The sequence below is a fragment of the Shewanella sp. S1-49-MNA-CIBAN-0167 genome (genome assembly GCF_040310145.1).
GTDB lineage: Bacteria > Pseudomonadota > Gammaproteobacteria > Enterobacterales > Shewanellaceae > Shewanella > Shewanella psychromarinicola.
This window is the reverse complement of the sequence record NZ_JBEOPO010000078.1, coordinates 1-4,093: the sequence shown is the minus strand read 5'-3', so window position 1 is coordinate 4,093 and position 4,093 is coordinate 1. Positions and strand designations below refer to the sequence as shown.

3 protein-coding genes are annotated in these 4,093 nt (G+C 45.3%); 2 read left to right on the top strand and 1 reads right to left on the bottom strand.

What is annotated here, in order from left to right; all coding sequences use genetic code 11:
- Window positions 1–767, bottom strand: a 767-nt coding sequence (locus AAEZ00_RS20340; RefSeq protein WP_351089682.1) for an Ig-like domain-containing protein, incomplete at its 3' end; no start/stop codon positions are given.
- A gap of 423 nt (window positions 768–1,190) precedes the next feature.
- On the opposite strand from AAEZ00_RS20340, the gene AAEZ00_RS20335 reads away from it, so the two are divergent.
- Both AAEZ00_RS20335 and AAEZ00_RS20330 read left to right on the top strand, forming a co-directional pair.
- Window positions 1,191–1,937, top strand: coding sequence for an HAD-IIA family hydrolase (locus tag AAEZ00_RS20335; protein ID WP_101031997.1), 747 nt, complete (start codon window positions 1,191–1,193; stop codon window positions 1,935–1,937).
- Window positions 1,938–2,256: 319 nt separating this feature from the next.
- On the top strand, window positions 2,257–3,915 hold the full coding sequence (locus AAEZ00_RS20330) for a M28 family metallopeptidase (RefSeq protein WP_124011703.1): 1,659 nt from the start codon (window positions 2,257–2,259) through the stop codon (window positions 3,913–3,915).
- Window positions 3,916–4,093 lie beyond the last annotated feature (178 nt).

The following is a 4,093-nucleotide window of genomic DNA, read 5'->3' as shown; positions in this document are numbered from 1 at the left end:
TCTTCATTGATACTGCGGTTGCTGATATTGCTAATGGTGGGGGCGTCATTCACCGCATTGACTGTCACAACAAATGTGCGGGTGTAACTTAAACTGCCATCGGAGACAATGAGGCTGATAGTCGTGCTACCGGATTGATTCGCCGCGGGTGTCACATTCACCGTACGGTTGGCACCACTGCCGCCCAATACTACATTGGCCGTCGGAACGAGTGCCGCATTGCTTGAGCTGCGACTCACTGATAACGAACCCGCGGCCGTTTCGAGATCACCTATGGTAAAGGCAATATTACCCGTATTGCTGTCTTCATTGATACTGCGGTTGCTGATATTGCTAATGGTGGGGGCGTCATTCACCGCATTGACTGTCACAACAAATGTACGGGTATAACTTAAACTGCCATCAGAGACTGTGAGGCTGATAGTCACGCTACCGGATTGGTTCGCCGAGGGTGTCACTCTCACAGTTCGGTTGGCACCACTTCCGCCCAATACCACATTGGCCGTCGGAACGAGTGCCGCATTGCTTGAGCTGCGACTCACTGACAACGAACCCGCGGCCGTTTCGTGATCACCTATGGTAAAGGCAATAATGCCCGTATTGCTGTCTTCATTGATGCTGCGGTTGCTGATATTGCTAATGGTTGGGGTATCATTCACCGCATTGACTGTCACAACAAATGTACGGGTATAACTTAAACTGCCATCGGATACGGTAATAGTGATCGTTGCGCTACCGGATTGGTTCGCCGCGGGTATCACATTCACCGTTCGGTTGGCACCACTGCCGCCCGACCTATATGGATATTGGTAATGTCATTATGATGTCGGGAAAATCATTGACCATGTGCTTCAAGGCATCCTACCTATCAGAGTCAGGCTAGCTTCCGCGGTACAGATTGTTCATTAGCATCTGACCCATATGGATATGGGAAATATCATTATGATGTAAGGAACAGCGTTGACCATGCCGCCACAACGTTAGTGGCCGTAGGCCATAGCGTTAAACAACCCGTGGACTCGGTTAACACGATGACCGAATAAACGCTAAGCGGCAATCTATCGGCAACAAAAAGCTCACAAGGTGTTAAATCAAACTCTAAACAGCCCTTTTTTGGATTTAATCATTGTTTTCTCACCTGAATGAGCATTAGATATACAGAGGTTGTATTTGAAGGAAGAAATCATTGAATGAAAAATATTATTTGCGACATTGATGGTGTATTACTGCACGACAACAAGCTCATTCCCGGAAGTGACAAGTTTATTCACCGTGTGCTTGAACAAGGCAACCCGCTGGTCATCCTCACCAATTATCCGGTCCAAACCGGTAAAGACTTACAAAACCGTCTCGGCGCGGCAGGCATTAATGTGCCAGAAAGTTGCTTTTACACTTCAGCTATGGCCACTGCCGACTTTCTTAAACACCAAACCGGCAATAAAGCCTTTGTGATTGGCGAAGGTGCACTTACCCATGAGTTGTACAACGCAGGTTTCACCATAACCGATATTAACCCAGATTTTGTTATTGTCGGTGAAACCCGCGCTTACAACTGGGACATGATCCATAAAGCATCTCGCTTTGTTGCTGGCGGCGCACGCTTTATTGCCACCAATCCAGATACTCATGGCGCAGACTTTAGCCCTGCATGTGGCGCGTTATGCGCAGCGATTGAACGTATCACAGGTAAAATGCCATTTTATGTGGGTAAACCAAGCTCGTGGATTATTCGCTCAGCCTTGAATCATATTCAGGGGCACTCTGAAAACACCGTAATTATTGGCGACAACATGCAAACCGATATTCTCGCAGGCTTTCAAGCAGGACTTGAAACCATTTTGGTCACCAGTGGCGTGAGCCAAATGATTGATATTGACAAAGAACCTTTTAGACCTAATCACGTGTTTGCATGCGCGGCCGATATTGATGTCGTTTAATCGATATCTTTACTCAGTGACAGTTTGATTGTCTCGCCATTAAATTAATGCTCGATACTGATACGCGATACACTATTTTATCGCAAGGTAAACCCTTTAATATAGAATAGTACTCATATGATTGCGGGAGTAAAACGTCCAATATCGCTTAAGCACTATTGATTCACGTCAACAAGATCAAATAGTTAATAAGATAAGTGTCAACGACACTATTTACATTAGGTAACACAATTCCAAGCCAGCGACCTTGTTTTCAGGCACTGGCTTGCCCCATTATGCTTGTCTGAAATAACAATAAATAATAATAACAGGACATAGCATGAAACGATTGTTGCCTTTTTGCGCCATTGCCTTGCTGACAGCATGCAATAGTGACGATGCTAAACACGCTTCGACCGAACAAATTGCCCCAGCTAAAGTCACTGCTGTGACGTTTAATGAACAACGCTTTAGAACCGACATCGAAACATTATCGTCTGATAAGTTTGAAGGTCGGGCGCCCACCACCCAAGGTGAAAAACTTACCCTAGAATATTTATCCGCTGCCTTCACTCAAATGGGGCTTAAAGGCGCCTATAACGGCAGTTTTCTGCAACCAGTTCCAATGGTAAGCTACACCGCCAGCGAGCAACAACGAATTAATTTAGCTGGCATGGACATGCAGTATCGCCAAGATATTGTGCTAGGCAGTCGTCATGATAACCACCAAGTCAGTATTAAAGATGCGCCATTAGTGTTCGTCGGTTACGGTATTAATGCACCAGAATACGGCTGGAATGATTACCAAGACCTCGACATGAAAGGCAAAATTGCCATCATTTTAGTTAATGATCCAGGCTTTGCTCATCCTCAAGGGGCGAAGTTTAATGGTAAGGCGATGACTTACTATGGCCGTTGGACTTATAAGTTTGAAGAAGCCAGTCGCCAAGGAGCATTGGGCGCTATCATTATCCATGAGACTGAACCCGCTTCCTATCCCTGGTCGGTAGTCGAAAATAGCTGGATTGGAGCTCAACAAGACTTAGTCCTTAGCCAAGCAGAACAAGATCAACGGGTTCAAGTTGAAGGATGGTTAACCCTAGACAGTGCAACTGCCTTGTTTGACAAAGCCGGTCTATCATTAACATCGTTAATGGATCGCGCGGCCAACAGTTCACTCAATGTCAATTTAGCCCAAACTGCCAGCATTGAATTTGCTAACAAAACAGAGTATGCCGACAGTTATAATGTGGTTGCGACGTTAGCCGGCAGCACTCAGGCCAATCAGCATATTCTATTCACGGCCCACTGGGATCATCTCGGTAAAGATGACACCAAAGACGGTGACCAAATTTATAATGGCGCATTAGATAATTCCTCTGGCACTGCGGGTATTTTAGAAATTGCCCGCCAGTTTGCGCAGCAAGCCGAACAAGGTCATGGCTTAGCCCGCTCATTAACCTTTATTGCCACTACGGGTGAAGAACAAGGCTTATTAGGCTCACGTTACTATGCTGCTAATCCTATTTATCCCATTGATAAAACGGTCGCTGTTTTTAACCTAGACAGCACCAATGTGTATGGCAAAACCAAAGACTACACCATAGTTGGCAAAGGTCAGTCTGAGTTAGAAAACTATTTAGACCGCGCTGCAGCTAAACAGGATCGGATTAGCAAGGGCGAACTTAACCCAGCATCAGGCGGATTTTTCCGTTCAGACCACTTCAGTTTTGCCAAATTAGGTGTACCGGCAGTATTTGCCGGTGGGGGTAACGAACCGCTTGATGAAGCAACAGCACAATACAAAACTGCAATGCTGGTGAAAATGAAAGGCTGCTATCATAACGTCTGCGACGATTATCGTCCTGAATGGGACTTATCCGGATCATTACAAGATTTAGGCGTGTATTACCAAGCCGCAGCTGAGCTAGGTAATAATCAAGATTGGCCAGGATACTTTGCCGGTTCTGAATTTAATCAATTACGTCCTGCAGATTAATACAACACCACCCTATTCCGTCCCCCAAAACAAGGATTGGCCCATCATGTATTTGATGGGCTTTTTTTATTGGTATTTGGTGCTATTAGCATTTATGTCATTAGGGGCTGTTGATCTTTGTTTGAATTTTGTGCGAAGAAGGTAATCTCGTATAATTCACTTCGCCAAAAACAAATAC